Origin of the sequence: Streptomyces sp. NPDC051173 (assembly GCF_040689515.1) — a bacterium.
In the GTDB taxonomy this organism is placed as follows: domain Bacteria; phylum Actinomycetota; class Actinomycetes; order Streptomycetales; family Streptomycetaceae; genus Streptomyces.
This window is the reverse complement of sequence record NZ_JBFBBD010000012.1, coordinates 74,980-95,497: the sequence shown is the minus strand read 5'-3', so window position 1 is coordinate 95,497 and position 20,518 is coordinate 74,980. Positions and strand designations below refer to the sequence as shown.

Genomic DNA, 20,518 nt, shown 5'->3' with positions numbered 1-20,518 from the left:
CCCGCCTTGCCGCCTGCCGCTTTAGTCCGCCGCTATGGGTCGCGGCCAGCATCGGGCGCGTACGCACCGGTGCGCGCCGGGCGAGCCGGGCCGGTGGCGGCACGGTCGCGCGGGGCGCCGCGCGGAAGATCCGCGGGATGAGAGGGAGGGCCATGGACAAGGGCACACAGGAGGCGTGGGGAACGGGGGCCGGGCTGTGGTTGCGCCGGTACCACGAGAGCGCGGGTGCGCCGGTGCGGCTGGTGTGTTTTCCGTTCGCGGGCGGCTCGGCGAGTTACTTCTTCGGCCTCTCGCGTCTGCTCTCGCCCGATGTCGAGGTCCTGGCGGTGCAGTATCCGGGGCGGCAGGACCGGCACGGTGAGCCCTGCCTGGAGTCGGTGGCGGAGCTCGCCGACGCCGTGGTGACCGAACTGCCCGCGGACGGCAGGCCCTTCGCGCTGTTCGGGCACAGCATGGGCGCCCTTGTGGCCTTCGAGGTCGCCCGGCGGCTGCGGGATCCGGGTGGTCCCGGCCGCCCGGTACGGCTGTTCGCCTCCGGCGGCATCGCGCGGCCCTACCGGCCGGAGGGCTCGGGTGAGCTGCCCGGTGACCGGGACATCCTGGCGCACCTGCGGTCGCTGGGCGGGACCGACGAGAGGTTCTTCGCCAGCGAGGAGTTGCAGGCCCTGATCCTGCCCGCGCTGCGGGCGGACTACCGGGCCGTCGGCGCCTACGAGCCGCCCGGTCCGGAGCGGCTGGGCTGTCCGGTCACGGCGCTGATCGGGGACGCGGACGGGCGGACCTCGCCGGCGGAGGCGGCCACCTGGCGGGAGCGCACCAGCGGTGACTTCGAGCTGCACGTGCTGCGCGGCGGGCACTTCTACCTCGACGCCTGCCAGGAGCAGGTGGCGGGCATCGTCGCCGACGCGCTGGTCGCGGGCCGCCCGGTCCGTACGGGCGGCTGACGGTCCGGGCCGGGGTCCCTGGCGCGCCCCGTCGGGGGCCGGGGCGCGTCAGGGGTGGGCCGTGCGCGACTGCCGGGGGATCGAAGCCGCGCACGGCCGGCCGGGGTCCCCGCGAGTCCCGCCAGGGGAGGTCGGGACTCGCGGGGCGCCGTATGCGGCGGGCGGGGGCTCCGCCGCATACGGCTGTCGGTCGGGGGGCGAGGGGCTGCCCCGCCCCGTGACGGGGACCGCGGTCAGGGCCGCAGGTCCTCCAGGAACAGGAGCGCTTCGTCGAGGGCGACGGCGAAGTCCATCTCCGGACTCCTCGCCCACTCCAGCGAGACCTGGAGCATCACTCCGAAGACCGCCCCGGTGTAGGCGCGGACCGAGGCGTCGCCCGGGCTGCGGCCCGCGCGCTTGGCCACCTGCTCGGACATGATCTCCATGCTCCGGCTCATGTTGCCCAGGCTGGCCCCCCACAGCTCCGGCTCGGAGATGATGAGGACCCAGCGCTCGCGCTGGAGGGCCAGTTCCTCGGCGGGAATGTCCTTGAGCATCGACCTGATCGTCCGGCGCTCCGCCTGGATCGGCGTGAGGTCGGGCGACTGCGCCTGGAGCATCATCGCGAAGGGCAGATCGTAGTCGTGCGAGAAGACCAGGTCCTGTTTGGTCGCGAAGTAGCGGAAGACGGTGCTGGGAGCGACCTCGGCGGCCTCGGCGATCTGCTCGATGGTCGTGGCCGTGTAGCCCTGTTCCCTGAACAACCGCACCGCCTCCCGCTGGATTGCGGCCTTGGTCCTGGCCTTCTTGCGTTCTCTCAGGCCAGGCACCGGTTTGGCCTGGTCAGGCTGCGTCTGCGGCTTCATGCTCAGATTTTGCGGGCTCGGTGGCACGATCACCAACATGGCGCGGCATCATCACCGCGGCGAGCAGTACGCCGAGCAGGCCGAGGCCGCCGGAGACCACCAGGACGACGTCCAGGCCGTGCACGAAGGCGGAGCGCACCGTGTCGACGAGCTCGGAGGACTTCACGGCGCGGGCCACGGCCAGGCCGCCGAAGACTGAGTCCTTGACCGCGCCCTGAGCGCTCTCGGGCAGGCCGCCGAGATCGAGCTTGCCGCGGTAGCTGGAGTTGAGGATGGATCCCAGGATGGCCGCGCCGAAGCTTCCGCCGAGCGTACGGATCGACTGGTTGACGGCCGAGCCGACGCCCGCGCTCTCCGTCGACAGCTCGCCGAGCGCGGCGTCCATGGCGGTGGGCAGGGCGAAGCCGAGGCCCAGTCCGTAGGCGGCGGTCCACGCGGCCGCGAGGCCGGTGCCGCTGCCGGTGCCCGTGGTGCCGCCGTAGAACAGGGCGGCGGCGAGGAGGGCGAAGCCCAGGCCGACCGCGGCCTTGGGCCCCATGGCCTTGGCGATCTTGCCTGCGATCGAGACGCCCACGAGCAGGCCGCCGACCATCGGCAGCAGCCGGAAGCCGCTGCCCATCGCGTCGGTGCCCAGGACCGCCTGGTAGTACTGCGGCATCGTGAACAGCACGCCGAACATGGTGAAGTTGATGACCGTGCCGAGCAGGGTGCCCGCGGTGAAGCGGGACGAGCGGAACAGCGAGAGGTCGATCAGCGGATCGGTCACCCGCTTCTCCCAGAGCACGAAGACGACGACGGCGAGCACGCCGCCGAGCAGCGGCGCCAGCGTGCTGACGTCCGTCCAGCCCTTCTCGCCGCCCTGGATCACGCCGTAGGTCATCGCGGCCAGACCCACGCTGGAGAACACAAGGCCGCCCACGTCGAACCGCTTGACCTGCGATGCCTTCGACTCCGGCAGCCAGGCGGAGACCGCCAGGAAGGCGAGGATCACCACCGGCACGTTGATCAGGAACACCGCTCCCCACCAGAAGTGGTTGAGGAGGTAGCCGCCCAGGATCGGGCCGAGCGGATAGGCCAGCATCGCCGCGCCCGCCACCGCGCCGATCGCCTTGGGACGCTCCTCGTCGGAGAACATCACCGGCAGCAGCGACAGCGTCGTCGGCATGATCAGGGCGGCGCCCAGGCCGAGCACCGCCCGCGCGGCGATGAACGTGCCCGACGACGTGGAATAGGCGCAGGCCAGCGAGGCCAGGCCGAAGATCACCAGGGCGGCGAGCAGCACCTTCTTGCGCCCGTAGCGGTCCCCGAGCACGCCGGCCGGGATCATCCCGGCGGCGAAGACCAGCGTGTACGACGTAACGAACCACTGCAGCTGGACGTTGTTGGCGCCCAGGTCACCGGCCATGGCCGGCAGGGCCAGGCTCAGGATCGTCACGTCGAAGCCCACGACCAGGGACGCAAGCACGAGAGCTCCGACAGCCCACCACCTGCGCGCACCCAGATCTGCTGACACGAGAGTCCACCTCCTAACGAGAGTTCAATGTCTTGTCGGAGCGTACTCTCATTTTTTCGGCCGGGGCAATCCCCGTCGCCGGACGGCCCACCGCGGGGGCCGGGGATTGCCCCGGCCCCTTCCGTACGGCAGGCTTCGATCTCCGGAACCGGCGACATCGCGCGGGACCGCCGGGACCCACGACGGCCCACGCCGCTCGGGTCCGCGCCCGCCGGGACGTGAATGCCGTCGCCGTCGCACAGCGCCCCTGCCCCTTCCCGTCACCGAGGGCCCACCTGTGAAGAACCTCCGCATCCCCGTGTCGAAGACCGTCTCCCTCAACGTCCGGCACCGGCCCGCGTCCGGGCCGGGCGCCGCGGGCAGACCCTTCGTCCTGCTGCACGGCCTGCTGTCGAACGCCCGGATGTGGGACGAGGTCGCCGAGCGCCTCGCGGCCGCCGGGCACCCGGTCTACGCCGTCGACCAGCGCGGCCACGGCGCCTCCGACACCCCGCCGGACGGCTACGAGCACGCCGCCGTCGTCACGGACCTGGCCAGGGCGTTCGCCGCCCTGGAACTGGAGCACGCCCTCGTCGCCGGGCACTCCTGGGGCGGGCACCTGGCGCTGCGCCTCGCCGCCGAACACCCGCGCCTGGTCGACGGGTTGGTCCTGGTCGACGGCGGCTGGTACGAGTTCGACGGGCCGGTGATGCGCGCCTTCTGGGAGCGCACCGCCGATGTCGTGCGGCGCGCGCAGGAGGGCACCACCAAGGCCGCCGACATGCGCGCCTACCTCCGCGGCTCGCACCCCGACTGGTCACCCGCGGCCGTCGAGGCGCGCCTGGCCGACTACCACGTCAGCCCGGACGGCCTGCTGATCCCGCGCATGACCGCTGCGCAGGTCATGTCGATCGTCGACAGCCTCCAGCGCGAGTCCCCCGCCGACTGGTACCCGCGGATCACCGTGCCGGTCACGCTCCTGCCCGTCATCCCGGCCATCCCCCAGCTCGCCGACCAGGTGCGCGCGTGGGTGGACGCCGCCGAGGCCGCCCTGGAGCGGGTGCGGGTGCGCTGGTACCCCGGCTCCGAGCACGACCTGCACGCCGGTGCCCCCGACGAGGTCGCCGCCGACCTCCTCCAGCTGGCCGGCACCGTCGCACCGTCTCCGCTTCCCGCTGACCGCGAAGCCCGTCCGCAAGGCGGGAGTTAGAGCCGCTTAAGCGGGCACGGCGACCCTGGCTGCGGCACCGTACGGCTCCGCTTGAGGCTTCATGCTCGACCGAGGAAGGCTGATCATTTCCGTGGCGAACGAAGAGAAGCTGGTCGAATACCTCAAGTGGACCACCGCGGAGCTGCATCACGTGCAACAGCAGCTGCGCGACCTCGAGGCGGCCCGGCACGAGCCGGTCGCCGTCGTCGCGATGTCCTGCCGACTGCCCGGCGGGACCCGCACCCCCGAGGACTTGTGGGAGCTGGTCGACGCCGGGCAGGACGCGGTCACCGGCTTCCCCGCCGACCGCGCCTGGGACGTCCCCGAGGATCCTCCGTACGCCGAGTTCGGTGGCTTCCTTCCGGACGCCGCCGGCTTCGACGCGGGCTTCTTCGACATCAGCCCCACCGAGGCCGTGGCCACCGAACCCCTGCAACGGCTCATGCTCCAGCTCGCCTGGGAGACCGTCGAGCGCGGCCGCATCGCCCCGCACACCCTGCGCTCCACCCTCACCGGCGTCTACGTCGGCGCCACCGGGCACGACTACGCGACACGCCTGGACAGCGCGCCCGACGAGCTCCTGCCCTACCTCGGCGGCGGCACCTCCGGCAGCCTCGTCTCGGGCCGGATCGCCTACGCGCTCGGCCTGGAGGGCCCCGCGATCACCGTGGACACGGCCTGTTCGTCCTCACTGGTCGCCATCCACCTGGCCTGCCAGGCGCTGCGCCGCGGCGAGTGCGCGCTCGCGCTCGCCGGCGGCGGAACCGTCATGTCCACCCCCCACACCTTCCACGCCTTCGCCCACCAGAAGTCCCTCGCAGCCGACGGGCGTTGCAAGCCCTTCGCCGCGGCGGCGGACGGCATGGGCCTGGCGGAGGGCGCCGGCCTGATCCTCCTGGAGCGCCTCGGCGACGCCCAGGCCAACGGCCACCCGGTGCTCGCCGTCATCCGGGGCTCGGCCCTGAACCAGGACGGCGCCGGCTACGGTCTCGCCGCCCCCAACGGCCCCTCCCAGCAGCACGTCATCCGGGCCGCCCTCGCCGACGCCCAGCTCGCCCCGGAGGAGATCGACGCCGTCGAGGCCCACGGGACGGGCACCCCCATCGGGGACGCCATCGAGGCCCAGGCCCTCATCGCCACCTACGGCGCCCACCGCCCGCAGGAGCAGCCCCTGTGGCTCGGCTCCGTCAAGTCCAACACCGGGCACACACAGGGCGCCGCCGGTACCGCCGCGCTCATCAAGATGGTCAAGGCCCTCCAGCACGGCACCCTTCCTCGCACGCTCCACGTCGACCGCCCCACCCCGCTGGCCATGTGGAAGAAGGGGGCGGTGCGGCTGCTCACCGAACCGGTCGACTGGCCCCGCCAGGACCGCCCCCGCCGCGCCGGGATCTCGGCGTTCGCCACGTCAGGCACCAACGCCCACCTCATCATCGAGGAGGCCCCCGCACCGGCGCCCGACGCCGCGTCGGCCGACGCGACAGCCGGAGCCGCCCCGTCCGTACGCCCCGTGGCCTGGCCCCTGTCCGCCCGTACGCCCGAGGCCCTCCGGGCCCAGGCGCGGGACCTCGTCGCCCGGCTGACCGCCGCGGACCCGGCGCCCGCCCCGGCCGAGGTCGGCTACTCCCTGGCCGCCACGCGTACCCCCTTCGAACACCGCGCCGTCGTCGTCGGCCGCGAGCACCCCCAACTGCTCGCCGCGGCAAGGGCGCTGGCCGCCGGGGAGGAGCATCCCGGCCTGGTCCTGGGCGTCCCCGACAGCACTCCGAAGAAGGTCGCCTGGCGCTTCGGCGCCGAGGCACCCGCCCCGGCGGACGCCGACCACCACACGCACATCCCGGTTTTCGCCGCCGCCCTCGACGAGGTCCGCACCCTCCTCGGCACCCATCTCCCGCCTCCGCACCACGCCGTGCTCGGCCTCTTCGCCCCGCAGACCGCGCTCGCCCGGCTGCTCCTCGAAGCCGGGGCCCGTCCCCACACGCTCATCGGCGAGGGCGTCGGCCACCTCGCCGCCGCGTACGCCGCCGGCGTCCTCTCCCTCGACGACGCGTGCCGCCTGGCCGCCGCCCACGCCCGGGCCACCGCCGACCCCGCTCGGCCGCCCACCCCGGAGTCGTACCGACCGGCCCTGGAGGGGGTGACGTGCCGGCCCCCCACGCTCACGCTGACCAGCACCGCCCCGGCGGACGTCACCGTCACCACGCCCGCCTACTGGCACCACCACCTCAACTCCCCCACCCCCGCCGCATCCCCCGACCCCGGCACCCACACCCTGCTCCACCTGGGCCGCTCAGCCGAGGCCGGCCCCACGGCACACGCCCTGCTCGACGGCGGGCAGGCCGCCACCGAGGCGCTCCTGACCGCCCTCGCCGGACTCCACACCACCGGCACCACGGTCGACTGGGCCCCGGTCCTGCGGTACGCCGCCGAGCCACGCACCGTGGACCTCCCGACGTATCCCTTCCGGAACACCCGCTACTGGCTGCACGACCACACCACCGTCTGACACGTCACCGTCCGACACATCGCCGTCCGACACATCACAGGAGCATTCATGACCGGCACCCCGGACCACGGCACCACCGAGATCGAGCAGCAGCTCGCGGCCGCCACCCCCGAGCAGCGCGAGAAGCTCCTCACCGACATCGTCCGCACCCAGGCGAGCACGATCCTCGGCACCCCGCTCACCGACGACAGCAACTTCCTCGAGAACGGCCTCAACTCCCTCACCGCCCTCGAACTCACCAAGACCCTCATGGCGTCGACCGGGCTGGAGATCGCCATGGTCGCGATCGTCGAGAACCCCACCGCCGCCCAGCTCGCCCACCAGCTCGGCCAGGAGCTCGCGCACACCCCTTCGTGACCGCGGCGCGGGGCCGCCGGGCCAGGAATGCGGGGGCGCCCTGTCGCAGGGCGCTCCTGGCCGCGCGCCGGGGAGCCCCCTCGTCAGGCGAGCGGCTGCTCGGCCCAGATGACCTTGCCGTCGGGGGTGTAGCGGGTGCCCCAGCGGTCGGCGAGCTGGGCCACGAGGAAGAGGCCGCGGCCGCCCTCGTCCTCCGCGGCGGCGTAGCGCAGGTGGGGTGAGGTGCTGCTGGCGTCGGAGACCTCGCAGATCAGGCTGCGGTCGCGGAGCAGGCGTACGCGGATCGGCCCGTCGGCGTGCCGGATGGCGTTGGTGATCAGCTCGCTGAGGATCAGTTCGCTGGTGAACACGGCCTCGACCAGGCCCCATTCCGTGAGCTTCCGGGAGACGTCGGCGCGGGCCCCGGCCACGACCGCGGGGTCGGAGGGCAGCTCCCACTCCGCGATCCGGTCGGGCTCCAGGATGCGGGTGCGGGCGACGAGCAGGGCGATGTCGTCGCTCTGGCGGGCGGGCAGCAGCGCGGCGATCACCGCCTCGCAGGTCGCCTGGGGGGTCCGGCCGGGCGCGGCCAGGGTGCTGCTCAGGATCTCCAGGCCCACGTCGATGTCCCGGGTGCGGTCCTCGATGAGACCGTCGGTGTAGAGCACCAGGCTGCTGCCTTCGGGGACGTCGATCTCCACGGTCTCGAAGGGCAGGCCGCCCAGGCCGAGCGGCGGGCCGGCGGGCATCTCGGGGAACTCCACGGTGCCGTCGGGAAGCACCAGCGCGGGCAGCGGGTGCCCGGCGCGGGCCAGGCCGCACGTCCCGGCCACCGGGTCGTAGATGGCGTAGAGGCAGGTGGCACCCGCGATCGCCGACTCGCCGCCCGCCTCCGCGACCTCCTGGTCGATGCGGCCCACCAGTTCGTCGAGGTGGCCCAGGACTTCCTCGGGCGGCAGGTCGAGGGAGGAGAAGTTCTGTACGGCGGTGCGCAGCCGGCCCATGGTGGCGGCGGCGTGCAGGCCGTGTCCGACGACGTCGCCGACGACGAGGGCGACGCGGGCGCCGGGCAGCGGGATGGCGTCGAACCAGTCGCCGCCCACCCCGGCCTGGGCGGGCAGGTAGCGGTAGGCGATGTCGAGGGCGTTCTGCTCGGGCAGGCCGCGCGGCAGCAGGCTGTGCTGGAGGGTGACGGCCATGGCGTGCTCGCGGGTGTAGCGGCGGGCGTTGTCGATGCACACGGCGGCGCGGGCCGCGAGTTCCTCGGCGAGGGAGAGGTCGTCCTCCTCGAAGGGCTCGCTCTGCCGGGTGCGCCAGAAGTTGGCGATGCCCATGAGGACGCCGCGCGCCTTCAGCGGCACGGTGATGAGCGAGTGGAAGCCGTAGTCCAGGATCTCCTGCGTGCGCTCGGGGTCCTGGGTGCGCCAGCCCGCGTTGGTCCCCAGGTCCGGTACGAGCACGGGCCGGCCGCTGACGAAGCCGGTGGCCTGCGGGGTGGGCGCGGCGAACCGGTGCAGCTCGCCCGCGCGGTAGAGGGGGTGGTCGTCGGTGACACCGGTGAGGGCGACCCGGCGCAGCTCCGGTGCCTCGGTGCCCACGGCCTGGGGCTCCTCGCCGCGCAGCACGGGCTCGGCGAGGTCGACGGTGGCGTAGTCCGTGAAGCGGGGTGCGGCCGCCTGGGTGAGTTCCTCGGCGGTGCGCCGGACGTCGAGGCTGGTGCCGATGAGCACGCTCGCGTCGTAGAGCAGCCGCAGCCTGCCGCGGGCGACCTCGGCCTTGCCGGCGAGCGCCTGGAGGTCGGTGGAGTCGCGGAGGGTGGCGACGCTGCCGGGCGGGCCGCCGCCGCGGTCGGTGGGCCGGTTGTTCACGGCGAGCAGCCGGTCGCCGAAGGGGATGACCTCGTCGCTGGCGACCCGGCGGGAGACGAGGAGCTCGGTCATCCGGGGGTCGAGCCCCAGACCGGTGACCTCGCGCCCCTCCACGTCGGGGGCGAGGTCGAGGAGGCGGCGCGCCTCGTCGTTGGCGAGCAGGACCCGGCCGTCGCCGCTGACGATGACCACGCCCTCGCGGACCGCGTGGAGGACCGCGTCGTGGTGTTCGTACATCCGGGTCATCTCGGTGGGGCCGAGGCCGTGGGTCTGGCGGCGCAGCCGCCTGGTGACCAGGGCCGTGCCGCCCGTCGCCAGGACGAGCGCGAGGGCTCCGGCGCCGAGGACGACGGGCAGCTGGCGGTCGAAGGCGCTGCTCACGGCGCTGACCTTGATCCCGGACGAGACGAGGCCGACGACCGTGCCGTGGGAGTCGGTCACGGGGACGACGGCCTGCACTTCTTCGCCCAGTGGGCCGCGGACGCTCTCGACGGTGATGCGGCCGGCCTGGGAGGGGCCGATGTTGCCGATGAAGTGCTTGCCGATCAGCTCCGGTTTGGGGTGGGTGTAGCGGAGGCCGTTGCGGTCGGTCACCACGATGAAGTCGACCCCGCCCTCCTTGCGGGCGGCCTCGGTCAGGGGCTGGAGTACGGCGCTGGGGTCGGGGCCGGCCAGCGTGGCGACCAGGCCGGGCGCGTGGGCGAAGGCCTCGGCGGCGGCGAGCGAGCGGTCGCGCGCCGCCTGGAAGCGGTCGCTCCGCGCCTGGACGAGCAGGACGGCCACGGCGGCGACGACGAGCAGCAGCACGATCAGCACTTGCAGCAGGAACATCTGACCGGCGACGCTGCGGGTCGCCACCAGTCGCAGCCGCCGTGCGGACGCCGCCCGCGAGCCTTGGCGCCCCTCTCGCCGCTCATGGCGGCGCCCCGGGCGCCGGCGATCGAACCAGCGGCCCGAGAGGCCCCAGGAGCGGCCCCGGATTCGGGCCATACCCCCATGTCTACCCTGCCCTCTTGCGCGGCGCGAACGATGGGCCGGCCGCCCGGGCCGTCCGCCGGGGTCAGGAACGTGTCAACGTCGGGTCGCCGCCGCTCCCGATCCGGTGCTCCGACCCGACGATGAGCAGTGCGTATGTGTTGCGACCCCGTCCCGGGCGCCAGGCCGCTCCGCCCGGCGTGAGCGCCCCTTTTCCGCAGAGGAGTGACCGATGGTGCAGGGCAGCCTTCCGACCGACGCGCCGGGCCCGCGTCCCGGCAGGCTCAAGGTCTTCCTGGGCGCCGCCCCCGGCGTCGGGAAGACCTATCGCATGCTGGACGAGGGGCGGCGCCGGGGCCGGCGGGGCACCGATGTGGTGGTGGCCTTCGCGGAGTGCCACCGGCGGCCGCACACCGAGGCGATGCTCGACGGGCTGGAGGTCGTGCCCCGGGCGCGGCGCGCCTACCGCGGCACGGCGCACACCGAGCTGGACCTGGAGGCCGTGCTGGCCCGGCGCCCGGACGTGGCGCTGGTGGACGAGCTGGCGCACACCAATGTGCCGGGCGTGGGCAACGTCAAACGCTGGCAGGACGTCGAGGAGTTGCTCGCCGCGGGCATCGACGTGGTGACGACCGTCAACATCCAGCATCTGGAGTCCCTCAACGACGTGGTGCAGAAGATCACCGATGTGCCGCAGCGCGAGACGGTGCCGGACGACGTGGTCCGCCGCGCCCATCAGATCGAGCTCGTCGACATGCCTCCCGAGGCGCTGCGGCGGCGGATGGCGCACGGCAACGTCTACGCGCCCGAGAAGATCGACGCGGCGCTCTCGCACTACTTCCGGGTCGGCAATCTCACCGCGCTGCGGGAGCTGGCCCTGCTGTGGGTGGCCGAGCACGTCGACGAGACCCTCCAGCGCTACCGCGCCGAGCACGGCATCGGGGGCGTCTGGGAGACCCGCGAGCGCGTCGTCGTCGCCCTCACCGGCGGGCCCGAGGGAGAGACGCTCATCCGGCGGGCCGCCCGGATCACCGCCCGTTCCTCCGGCGATCTGCTCGCCCTGCACGTCACCCGCAGCGACGGGCTCGTGGGGGCCTCGTCCGCGGCCCTGGCCAGGCAGCGGCGGCTGGTGGAGCGCCTCGGCGGTACGTACCACACGGTGATCGGCGACCATGTCCCCACCGCGCTCCTGGACTTCGCCCGCGCGGAGAACGCCACCCAGCTCGTGGTCGGCGTCAGCCGCCGCGGCCTGCTGCTGCCGCGGTTCTCGCGGGGCGTGGGGGAGACGACGGTCGCGCTGTCGGGGGACATCGACGTCCATATGGTCACGCACGAACGGGCCGGGCGGGGCCGGGCCCTGCCCCCGCCGCGGCGGGACCTCTCGTCGGCCCGGCGGGTGGGCGGCCCGGTGTCGGGGCTGCTCGTGCCGCTGCTGCTGACCCTGCTGCTGCGGGAGGTCTCCGGTCCGCTGGACCTCAACCTGACCAGTGTGACGCTGCTGTTCCTGCTGACCGTCGTCGGTGTCGCCTGCATCGGCGGGGTGGTCTCGGCGCTGCTCGCCTCCATCGCGGCGTCGCTGCTGCTCAACTACTCCTTCGTGCCACCGACCGACCGCTTCACCATCGACGAGGCCAACAACGCCTTGGCCGTGGCGGTGTTCGCCGTGGTCGCCGCCACCGTCGCGGCCGTCGTGGACCGTTCGCTGGGGCTGAGCCGGAGGGCGGCGAGCGCGACCGCCGAGGCCGAGACGCTGTCGTCGCTGGCCGGCGGCATCCTGCGGGGCGAGCACGCCGTGCCCGTGCTGCTGGAGCGCACCCGCGAGACCTTCGGCATGGAGTCCGCCGAGCTGTGCCCCCGCGGCGCCGGGCAGGGGCGGGCGGCGGACCCGGAGGGCGTACGGGCCGGGCTGACGGTGCCCATCGGCGCCGACGGCGAACTGGTGCTCCGCGGCCGGGCCCTGCCCGCGGCCGAACGCCGGGTGCTGACCGCCTTCGCCGCCCATCTGACCGCGGCCGTCGAGCACGCCCGCCTCGCCGAGGCCGTCGCCGAGGTCGAGCCGGTCAAGGCCGCCGACCGGATGCGCACCGCCCTGCTCGCCGCCGTCAGCCACGATCTGCGGACCCCGCTCGCCGGCAGCTGGGCGGCCATCAGCTCCCTGCGCAGCCGGGAGGTGGAGTTCTCCGAGGCCGACCGGGAGGAACTGCTCGCCACCGCCGAGGAGTCCCTGGTGAAGCTGAACCGGCTGGTCGACAATCTGCTGGACATGAGCCGCATCCACGCGGGAGCGCTGACGCTGCGGCTGGAGCCCACGGCACTCGCCGGGGTCCTGGCGCTGGCCCTCGACACCCTGCCGGAGGTCCCGGCGGTGCCGGTCGTCCCGCACGCTCTGGAAGGCGTGCCGGACGTGCTCGCCGACCCGCCGCTGCTGGAGCGGGTGGTCGCCAACCTCGTGGCCAACGCGACCCGGCACTCTCCCCCGGACCGTCCGGTCACCGTCGCGGCCAGCGTCCTCGCCGCGCGGGTCGAGCTGCGCGTCATCGACCGGGGGCCGGGGATCAGCCCGGCCGACCTGGAGCACGCGTTCGCCCCCTTCCAGCGGCTGGGCGACACGGACAACACGACCGGACTGGGTCTCGGCCTGGCCATCTCCCGCGGCCTGACCGAAGCGATGGGCGGCACGCTCACCCCGGAGGACACGCCGGGCGGGGGCCTGACGATGGTGGTCTCCCTGCCGGCGGCGGTGGCCTGAGCCGGCCATCCAGCCCGTCCGGCGTTTGAGGACGCTCCCCCAGACTTCGTCCGGGGGCCCCAAGGGCGCTCCCGTCGTTGGGGGCACCTCTGGGGGCACCCCCGGACGGAGTCTGGGGGAGGTAGCTGGGGGAGGCGACGAAGCCGCAGCTCGGGGTCTGGGGCAGAGCCCCCCACGCGGCGGAGCCGCACATCAGACGCAGCCGGGAAGAGGCGGGGCTGGGGAAAAAGCCCGCCGCTGGGGGAGCAAGCGACCCGCACCCACCCCCCGCACCGCCAGATGGCGCAGCCCTGGTTTGCCCGGGCGCAGCCCCGGCTACACACGAGGCGCCCGCACAGGGACACCGGTCCCACAGAGAGCCCGGGCCCACGGAGGGGCGCATGCCGCAACTGGAGCAGGAGAATTCCGCGGAGACCGGGCAGGCGGCCGGGAATCCCCGGGTCCGGGTGGGCGGCAGGCTCCTGGACTACGTCACCACCACCGATCACAAGGTGATCGGGAACATGTACCTGGTCACGGCGTTCGCGTTCTTCCTCGCCGCCGGTCTGATGGCGATGCTGATGCGGGCCGAACTGGCCCGCCCCGGCCTCCAGATCGTCTCCACGGCGCAGTACAACCAGCTGGTGACGCTGCACGGCACGCTGATGATGCTGCTGTTCGCGACGCCGATGTTCGCCGGGTTCGCCAACGCCGTCATGCCTTTGCAGATCGGGGCCCCCGATGTGGCCTTCCCCCGGCTGAACGCCCTGTCGTACTGGCTGTTCCTCTTCGGCGGCCTGATCGTCGTCTCCGGCCTGGTCGTGCCGGGCGGGGCAGCGCCGTTCGGCTGGTTCGCGTACGCGCCGCTGAACAGCGCGGTCTATTCGCCGGGCGCGGGCGGCGACCTGTGGGCCATGGGGCTGGTGGTCGCCGGGCTCAGCACGGTGCTGGGGTCGGTGAACTTCATCGCCACGATCCTGTGCCTGCGGGCGCCGGGTCTGACGATGTTCCGCATGCCGATCTTCACCTGGAACATCCTCTTCACCTCCATCCTGGCGCTGCTCGCCTTCCCGGTGCTCACCGCGGCGCTGCTGGTGCTGGAGGCGGACCGGAAGTTCGGGGCGCGCGTCTTCGAGGCGGCGAGCGGCGGGGCCATCCTCTGGCAGCACCTGTTCTGGTTCTTCGGCCACCCGGAGGTCTACATCGTCGCGCTGCCGTTCTTCGGGGTGATCACCGAGATCATCCCGGTCTTCAGCCGCAAACCGCTCTTCGGCTACACGGGCATGGTGGGGGCGACCACAGCGATCACCATGCTGTCGGCCTCGGTGTGGGCGCATCACATGTTCGCGACCGGGGCCGTGCTGCTGCCGTTCTTCTCCTTCATGTCGTTCCTGATCGCCGTGCCGACGGGCGTGAAATTCTTCAACTGGATCGGCACCATGTGGCGCGGCAGCCTCTCCTTCGAGACGCCGATGCTGTGGGCGACGGGCTTCCTGGTGACGTTCCTCCTGGGCGGGCTCAGCGGGGTCCTCATCGCCTCCCCACCGCTCGACTTCCATGTCACCGACAGCTATTTCATCGTGGCGCACCTGCACTACGTGCTCTTCGGCACCGTGGTCTTCGCGATGTTCGGCGGCTTCTACTTCTGGTGGCCCAAGTGGACCGGCCGGATGCTCGACGAACGGCTGGGGAGGATCCACTTCTTCACCCTCTTCACCGGATTCCAGATCACCTTCCTGGTGCAGCACTGGCTGGGCGAGTCGGGAATGCCGCGCCGCTACGCCGACTACCTCGCGTCGGACGGCTTCACCGCCTTGAACACCGTCTCGTCCATGGGCGCCTTCCTGCTGGGAATCTCCACCCTCCCGTTCCTGTACAACGTGTGGCACACGGCCCGGCACGCGCCCAAGGTGACGGTGGACGACCCCTGGGGCTTCGGGCGCTCCCTGGAGTGGGCCACCAGCTGCCCGCCGCCCCGCCACAACTTCACGTCCCTGCCGCGCGTGCGCTCCGACTCCCCCGCCTTCGACCTGCACCACCCCGACATCGCCGAGGCCGCGGCCCTGCCGTCCGGGAGCCGGTCCCTTCCCCGGGGAGGGGCGGACGCGTGAAGACCGAGGCGTATCTCTTCGCCGGGGTGGCCGGCTTCTTCTTCGGCACCGGCGCCTTCTACACCTGGCTGTCCGACCGCGAGCCCGCGGGCACCGCCGCCCTGACCGTCTCCTTCGTCATGGCGTCGCTGATCTCCTTCTTCTGCGCCATGAACCACCGGCGCCGCGGCCCCCGGCCGGAGGACCGCAAGGGCGCCGAGGTCGCCGAGCGCGCCGGGCCGCTCGACTTCTTCCCGTCGCGCAGCGCCTACCCTCCGCTGACCGGCCTCGGCGCGGCCCTCACCGCGCTGGGCATCGTCTACGGCCTGTGGCTCTTCCTCGTCGGATTCGGGGTGCTGGGCGCGGGCGTCCTGGGTCTGACGTTCCAGTACGTCCGGCGCGACTGACCCGGCGGGCGTCACTCCGGCTCGGCCGGCGCGGCCGTCCGTTCCTCGATCTCCCGCCGCTGCTCCGGCGTCACGGGCAGCTCCACGCGGTCGCGGTAGTACCAGCCGCTCAGGGCCGTGCGGAGCCGCTGCCGGCGGGAGACCGGGTCCTCGCCGGCGGGCAGCGGCAGCGGGACCTCACGCACCATCAGCCGGTAGCCGCGCCGGGCCGACAGCGGGCGGTGGCCCTCGCTCAGCCCGCCCTCGGCGCTCTGCTCCACCTCGCCGCTCTCCTCGCCCTCGGCGAGCGTCTTCCGGTCGTGGTCCTGGAGGGCCAGGCACACCCGCTTGGTGACCATGAAGGCCGCCACCGGCCCGAGGACGACGCCGACCCGGAAGATCCACGTCAGGGTGTTGATCGAGACCCGGAAGGAGTAGGCGACCACGTCATTGCCGCCGGCCACGAGGAGCACGGCGTAGAAGACGATGCCGGCCACTCCGAGGGCGGTACGGGTGGGGCGGTTGCGGGGCCGGTCGCTGAAGTGGTGCTCCGCGCTGTCCACTGTCACCCACTTCTCCAGGAACGGGTAGAGGTACAGCGCAGTGAACAGCACCCCCGGCAGGATCACGGCGGGGATCAGCACGTTCCACATCCAGGTGTGGCCCCACAGCACCGTCTCCCACGGCGGCATGACGCGCAGCGCGCCTTCCAGGAAGCCGACGTACCAGTCGGGCTGGGCGTCCGTGGCCACCTGGTCGGCGCGGTAAGGCCCGTAGTTCCAGACGGGGTTGACCTGGGCGAGCGCACCGCCCACGGCCAGCAGGCCGAAGAGCATCAGGAACAGGCCGGTGGACTTGGTGACGAACTGCGGGAACATCGGCTGCCCCACCGCGTTGCGGTTGGTCCGGCCCCGCTCCGCCCAGTGGGTGTGTTTGAGGTAGACGACCAGCACCAGGTGAGCGGTGATCAGCGCGATCAGCAGACCCGGCACGAACAGCACGTGCACGATGTACAGCCGCGGGAGGATCACATGGCCGGGGAACGGGCCGCGCCAGACCAACGAGCTCGCGTACGTGCCCACGACCGGGATCGACAGCACGATCGTGTTGGCCGTGCGCATGCCCGTGCCGGACAGCAGGTCGTCGGGCAGGGAGTAGCCGCAGAAGCCCTCGAACAGCGCGAGGAGGAACAGCGTCATCCCCACCAGCCAGTTGGCCTCCCGCGGCCGGCGGAAGGCGCCGGTGAAGAAGACCCGCAGCATGTGCACCGCGGCGGCGGCGACGAACACCAGCGCCGCCCAGTGGTGCATCTGCCGGATGAGCAGCCCGCCGCGGACCTGGAAGCTGAGGTCGAGCGTGGAGAGGTACGCCTGCGACATCGGCAGGCCGCGCAGCGGCACGTAGGAGCCGTGGTAGACGCTCTGCGCCATGCCGGGGTCGAAGAACAGCGCGAGGTAGGAGCCGGTGAGGACGAGCACCACGAAGCTGTACAGCGCGAGCTCGCCGAGGAGGTACGACCAGTGGTCCGGGAACGCCTTGCGCAGCAGCGCCCGGCCCGCCTCCGCGAGGGGCAGCCGCCGGTCCAGGACGACGAATCCGGTCACCGCGGCCGCCCGGGCCCGCTGCCCGGCCCCCTCTCGCCGTCTCCGGAACAGCATGAGGCACGCTCCCAATCACCGACGCACCCCGCTCCGCACGGCGCGGTGCGACTGATGGGTAACCCGGGCACCGGCCGCTCAACCAGCGATTAGCCAGAACAGAGCACCAGTTCCGTCAGCGCTTCCAGGCCGCCGGCGGCGAGCGCCCGGCGCTGGCGGTCCGCCGGGGCTCCCTGGCGCCGGAACCGCCGGAGCAGGCGCGTCACCTCGGCCGTGTCACCCGCCTCGTCGAGCGCGGGCGTGATGTGGCCGAGGAGCGCCCGCACCGCGTCGTCGGCCCGGTGCCGCCCGCCCCGGCTGTCGAGGAGATCACCGCGCAGCCCGTAGCGCGCGGCGTGCCAGTTCGCGGCGTGCAGCATCTCCGGCGGGCACGGCGAGAAGGGCACGCCCTCCCGGTACTCGCGTACGGCCGTGGCCACCAGGCCCCGGACGATGCCCGCGAACATCATCGCGTCGTCGGCGGTGAGCTGGACGTCCAGGCAGCGCACCTCGATCGTGGGGTAGCGCTCGGACAGCCGGGCCTGCCAGTAGACCTGCCGGGAGTCCAGGATCGCCCCGGCCTCGACCAGCGCGCCGACGCGCCGTTCGTAGTCGGCCGGGCCGTCGAAGTGGGGCGGCGGGCCGCTGACGGGCCAGCGGCCGAAGACGACGGTGCGCCAGCTCGCGAAGCCGGTGTCCCGCCCCCACCACAGCGGGGAGTTGCCGCCCATGGCGACGAGCACGGGCAGCCAGGGGCGGACGCGGTTGAGTACGGCGGTGCCCACCCGCTTGTCGGGGACGGCGACGTGCACGTGCATGCCGTTGACCAGCTGTTCGTCCGCCAGGCGGGCGCCGAGCTCGGCGACCGCCGCGTACCGCGGCTGCTCGGTGATCGCGACCGGCGCGGCGCAGGTGAGGGGCGCGGTGCCGATCGCGGCGGCCCGGCAGCCGGCCTTGTCGGCCGCGACGGCGACCGCGCGGCGCAGCCGCAGGAGGTGCGCGCCCACGGCGGCCAGCTCGGCGCAGACGGGGGTGGCGACCTCCAGCTGCGCCTGGAGCAGCTCCGCCTGGACCTCCCGCGCGTCCACGCTCGGCTGCAGGCCCGCCACCGCGCGCACCTCGTCCGCCAGCGGCACGAGCGTGGCCGTGCCGGGGTCCAGCAGGAGGTACTCCTCCTCCACTCCCATGGTGATCACAAGGCACGTGTACCCCTCCGGGAGCGGAATGCTCAAGGACGGTCCCGGTGTCCGCCGACTGCCGTCCGCCAGGGGCGGACTCGGCCAGCGGGTGGTATTCGGGGAGTCCCCGGTGCTCCGGTGGGGCCGCGGGGTACGGAGAGGTCCAGCGAGGGACGGCCGGAGAGGGTGCGATGCAGTCGGAGAACGATCCGCGGGGCGGGGGTGAGCCGCCCGGTGACGCCCGGGGCGGCGCTCGCGCGGGGCGTGCCGGGCGGGTGCTGGTGCGGCCGACAGCGTCCTGGTTCGCGGCGGGCTTCAGCACGGGGCTGGGGCTGACGCTGGCCTATCTGGCGGTGCAGACGGTCCTGCGGATCAGCGGTGTGCTCACCCTCCTGCTGCTGGCCCTCTTCGTGGCGATCAGTCTGGAGCCGGTGGTGGGCTGGCTCGCGCGCCGCCGGCTCGGCCGGGGCTGGGCGGTGACCGTGGTGATCGTCGCGTCGCTGGCCCTCCTGGCGGGCTTCCTCGCGCTGGTGATCCCGCCCGTCTCCAACGAGGTCTCCGCCCTGGTCGACGCGGTGCCGGAGTGGCTGCGGCAGCTGCACGACCACCACTCCGCGCTGGGCCGTCTCGAGGACCGCTACCACCTGATCTCGAAGGCCCGCAGGCAGCTCGGCTCCGGCATGGGGACGGCCGTGGTGGGCGGGCTGCTGGGCGCGGGCCACCTGGTCGTCAGCGCGGTGACCGGGACCGCGCTCGTCGTGGTCCTGACCGTGTACTTCATGGTGGGGATGGAGCAGCTGAAGCGGTTCGTCTACCGCTTCGTACCGCACAGCCGCCGAGCCGGGGTGGTGACGCTGACGGAGGCGACGCTGGTGCGGGTCGGGCGCTACATGCTGGGCAACGCCGCGACGTCGGCCGTCGCGGGGCTGGCCACGTTCGCCTGGTGCGAGGTGCTGGACGTCCCGTACCCGGCGGCGCTCGGCGTGCTCGTCGCGCTGCTGGACATGGTCCCCGTCGTGGGGTCGACCGTCGGCGGGGTGGTGGTGAGCCTGGTGGCCCTGGCGGTGTCCTTCCCCGTGGCGCTGGGCACCGCGGGCTTCTACACCGCGTTCCGGCTGGCCGAGGACTATCTGATCATGCCGAAGGCGATGCGGTACGCGGTGGACGTGCACCCGCTGGTGACGGTCGTCGCCGTGGTCATCGGCGGGGCCCTGCTCGGGATCGTCGGGGCGCTGATCGCCATCCCGGTCGCCGTGGGGATCGGGATCGTGCTGGAGGAATCCGCGTTTCCGCGGATCGACGCCGCATAGCCGCCGCCGACCTGGGAACCCGGGGCATATGGTGCGAATCGGATACACGATGATGACGGAGCAGGCGGGCCCCCTGGACCTCGTCGAGCATGTGGTGGCCGCCGAGAAGGCCGGGTTCGACTTCTCCGTGACCTCGGACCACTTCTCCCCGTGGCTGGCGTCGCAGGGCCACTCGCCGCACGCGTGGACGGTCCTGGGCGCCGCCGCGCGGGCCACGTCCCGGATCCCGCTCATGACGTACGTGACCTGTCCGACCACCCGCTACCACCCGGCCCTGGTCGCCCAGCAGGCCGCCACGCTCCAGCTGCTGTCCGGGGGGCGCTTCCGCCTCGGCCTCGGTTCGGGCGAGAACCTCAACGAGCACGTGGTCGGCGGCGGCTGGCCCTCGGCGGAGATCCGGCTGGACAAGCTCGCGGAGGCGGTCGGGATCATCCGGCGCCTCTTCGAGGGGCGGATCCTCAACCACCACGGCACCTACTTCGACGTGGAGCACGCCAAGCTCTGGGACCTGCCGGGCGAGCCCCCGCCCATCGGCATCGCCGTCTCGGGCGAGGTCTCCTGCCGGCTCGCCGGGCACCTGGCCGACCTGGTCATCGCCACCGAGCCGAGGAAGGAGCTCCTGGACCTCTTCGAGCGGCACGGCGGAGCGGGCAAACCGAGGGTGGGCCAACTGCCCGTCTCCTACGACCTGGACCGCGACGCGGCGATCGACCGGGCGCACGACCAGTTCCGCTGGTCCGGGCTCGGCTGGCAGGTGAACTCCGAGCTGCCCCACGACGGCGCCATCGCCGCCGCGACCCGCACCGTCACCAAGGACGACGTCGTGGAGTCGATCCCCTGCGGCCCCAAGGTCGACGAATTCGTCGACGCGGTGCGGGCCTACACCGACGCGGGCTTCACGGAGGTGGCCCTGGTCCAGATCGGCGGCGACCAGCAGGCCCCCTTCCTGACCTGGGCGGAGGAGGAACTGCTCCCCGCGCTGCGGGAACTCTGAGGAGCCCCCGCGGCGGGGT

14 protein-coding genes are annotated in these 20,518 nt (G+C 73.1%); 9 read left to right on the top strand and 5 right to left on the bottom strand.

The annotated features are described in order from the left end of the window. Positions 1 to 152 precede the first annotated feature (152 nt). Positions 153 to 944: an alpha/beta fold hydrolase gene (locus tag AB0435_RS10390; RefSeq protein ID WP_366426663.1), complete on the top strand. Its 792-nt coding sequence runs from the start codon at positions 153 to 155 to the stop codon at positions 942 to 944. A 233-nt stretch (positions 945 to 1,177) separates the two neighbouring features. Here the strand turns inward: AB0435_RS10390 and AB0435_RS10385 are convergent, their stop codons facing one another. Then, entirely contained in the window at positions 1,178 to 1,789 is a 612-nt protein-coding gene (locus AB0435_RS10385) for a TetR family transcriptional regulator (RefSeq protein ID WP_366004674.1), read from the bottom strand. Then, complete coding sequence (locus AB0435_RS10380) at positions 1,767 to 3,254, bottom strand: DHA2 family efflux MFS transporter permease subunit (protein ID WP_366426662.1); 1,488 nt, start codon at positions 3,252 to 3,254, stop codon at positions 1,767 to 1,769. Before AB0435_RS10380 ends, AB0435_RS10385 begins: the two co-directional genes overlap by 23 nt. 325 nt (positions 3,255 to 3,579) lie before the next feature. On the opposite strand from AB0435_RS10380, the gene AB0435_RS10375 reads away from it, so the two are divergent. The 3 genes from AB0435_RS10375 to AB0435_RS10365 all read left to right on the top strand — a co-directional run bounded on the left by AB0435_RS10375 (position 3,580) and on the right by AB0435_RS10365 (position 7,354). Continuing rightward, positions 3,580 to 4,491 (top strand): alpha/beta hydrolase, encoded by a 912-nt coding sequence (locus tag AB0435_RS10375; RefSeq protein WP_366426661.1) that lies wholly within the window; start codon positions 3,580 to 3,582, stop codon positions 4,489 to 4,491. Positions 4,492 to 4,582: 91 nt separating this feature from the next. Beyond that, positions 4,583 to 6,997 carry a type I polyketide synthase gene (locus AB0435_RS10370; RefSeq protein ID WP_366426660.1) on the top strand — a complete coding sequence of 805 codons (2,415 nt, stop codon included), beginning with the start codon at positions 4,583 to 4,585 and terminating at the stop codon, positions 6,995 to 6,997. A 48-nt stretch (positions 6,998 to 7,045) separates the two neighbouring features. After that, complete coding sequence (locus AB0435_RS10365) at positions 7,046 to 7,354, top strand: acyl carrier protein (RefSeq protein ID WP_366004670.1); 309 nt, start codon at positions 7,046 to 7,048, stop codon at positions 7,352 to 7,354. An 83-nt stretch (positions 7,355 to 7,437) separates the two neighbouring features. Here the strand turns inward: AB0435_RS10365 and AB0435_RS10360 are convergent, their stop codons facing one another. Next, entirely contained in the window at positions 7,438 to 10,032 is a 2,595-nt protein-coding gene (locus tag AB0435_RS10360) for a SpoIIE family protein phosphatase (RefSeq protein WP_366426669.1), read from the bottom strand. Between the two features lie 376 nt (positions 10,033 to 10,408). On the opposite strand from AB0435_RS10360, the gene AB0435_RS10355 reads away from it, so the two are divergent. From AB0435_RS10355 to AB0435_RS10345, 3 genes are all read left to right on the top strand, one after another. Beyond that, a complete protein-coding gene (locus tag AB0435_RS10355) occupies positions 10,409 to 12,925 on the top strand; it encodes an ATP-binding protein (protein WP_366426659.1) in 2,517 nt (838 codons plus the stop codon). A 380-nt stretch (positions 12,926 to 13,305) separates the two neighbouring features. After that, on the top strand, positions 13,306 to 15,015 hold the full coding sequence (ctaD, locus tag AB0435_RS10350) for a cytochrome c oxidase subunit I (RefSeq protein ID WP_366004668.1): 1,710 nt from the start codon (positions 13,306 to 13,308) through the stop codon (positions 15,013 to 15,015). Further along, positions 15,012 to 15,401: a cytochrome c oxidase subunit 4 gene (locus AB0435_RS10345; protein WP_366426658.1), complete on the top strand. Its 390-nt coding sequence runs from the start codon at positions 15,012 to 15,014 to the stop codon at positions 15,399 to 15,401. The genes ctaD and AB0435_RS10345 overlap by 4 nt, the downstream gene beginning before the upstream one ends. Positions 15,402 to 15,412: 11 nt before the next feature. Here the strand turns inward: AB0435_RS10345 and AB0435_RS10340 are convergent, their stop codons facing one another. Together AB0435_RS10340 and AB0435_RS10335 are read right to left on the bottom strand one after the other, a co-directional pair. Further along, positions 15,413 to 17,038 carry a ubiquinol-cytochrome c reductase cytochrome b subunit gene (locus AB0435_RS10340; protein ID WP_366426657.1) on the bottom strand — a complete coding sequence of 542 codons (1,626 nt, stop codon included), beginning with the start codon at positions 17,036 to 17,038 and terminating at the stop codon, positions 15,413 to 15,415. An 89-nt stretch (positions 17,039 to 17,127) separates the two neighbouring features. Continuing rightward, entirely contained in the window at positions 17,128 to 18,213 is a 1,086-nt protein-coding gene (locus AB0435_RS10335; protein ID WP_366004665.1) for a glutamate--cysteine ligase, read from the bottom strand. Positions 18,214 to 18,386: 173 nt separating this feature from the next. On the opposite strand from AB0435_RS10335, the gene AB0435_RS10330 reads away from it, so the two are divergent. Both AB0435_RS10330 and AB0435_RS10325 read left to right on the top strand, forming a co-directional pair. Then, the gene (locus tag AB0435_RS10330) at positions 18,387 to 19,505 is read left to right on the top strand and encodes an AI-2E family transporter (protein WP_366004664.1); all 1,119 of its coding nucleotides are present in this window, start codon (positions 18,387 to 18,389) and stop codon (positions 19,503 to 19,505) included. Between the two features lie 28 nt (positions 19,506 to 19,533). Continuing rightward, entirely contained in the window at positions 19,534 to 20,499 is a 966-nt protein-coding gene (locus tag AB0435_RS10325; RefSeq protein ID WP_366004663.1) for an LLM class F420-dependent oxidoreductase, read from the top strand. Positions 20,500 to 20,518 lie beyond the last annotated feature (19 nt).